The 875-nt window shown below is 48.1% G+C and carries 1 protein-coding gene and 1 pseudogene; both read right to left on the reverse strand.

Translation table 11 applies throughout. The features are described from left to right. Nucleotides 1-292: LemA family protein (locus A3750_RS04005; RefSeq protein WP_197474867.1), on the reverse strand; the 292-nt coding region annotated here is incomplete at its 3' end. Nucleotides 293-387: 95 nt separating this feature from the next. Beyond that, nucleotides 388-875: pseudogene (locus A3750_RS04010) on the reverse strand (phosphoserine aminotransferase); the annotation flags it as partial.

The raw sequence follows: 875 nt of genomic DNA on the forward strand, positions 1-875 counted from the left end.
TGCCCAAAGCAGAAGCACTTGCTGGATTTTTAGAGGCTTCTTTCAAGCCCGCTAATGCCGTATTTCGTGCACTAATCACCGCTTCGAGCGTTTCTTTCTCATGAGTCAGATAGGCTTTAGTTGCCTCAACAAGATTAGGAATTAAGTCATATCGCCGCTTGAGCTGCACTTCGATTTGAGAGAATGCATTCTCATACTGATTTTTATACGCCACAAGCAGGTTGTATATGCGGACGATGTAAAACACCACGAATACCAACACTATCCAAGAAATCATCGTCGAGACTTCCATTACTCTTCCTCCATCATAGCCTTATCTAAGATTAGAACAGATTTGAATAATTACTCGGGTGTTTGACAAAAATCTACAGTTTATTGTGTCTGTGGTTATAAGACTTGCGCGTAAGCCCAAGCAAGCCAAGGCATCAAGGCTTCGACGTCAGAGGTATTCACGGTCGCACCACACCAAATTCTCAGGCCATCCGGGGCGTCTCGGTAAGAGCCAATATCAAACGCGACATTTTCGTCGGCCAGCAGCGTAATCATCGCTTTTACTTGTTCCGGGCTCGCATCAACCGTCAAGCAGACACTCGTATTTGAGAGCGTTGCAGGATCTCTCGCTAGAAAGTTAATCCAGTCGTGCTGAGTAACAAAAGCCTGTATCGCAGCCAGATTCGCTTCTGAGCGCGCAATTGCTCCAGTAAGGCCGCCCAGACTATCCACCCAACGCAATGCGTCCAGATAGTCCGCAACGCAGAGCATAGAAGGCGTGTTGATCGTCTCGCCTCTGAAGATCCCTTCGATCAACTTCCCCTTCTTGGTCATTCGGAAGATCTTCGGCAGGGGCCACGCTGGCGTGTATGTCTCGAGTCGTG

It is taken from the genome of Oleiphilus sp. HI0079 (assembly GCF_001635105.1).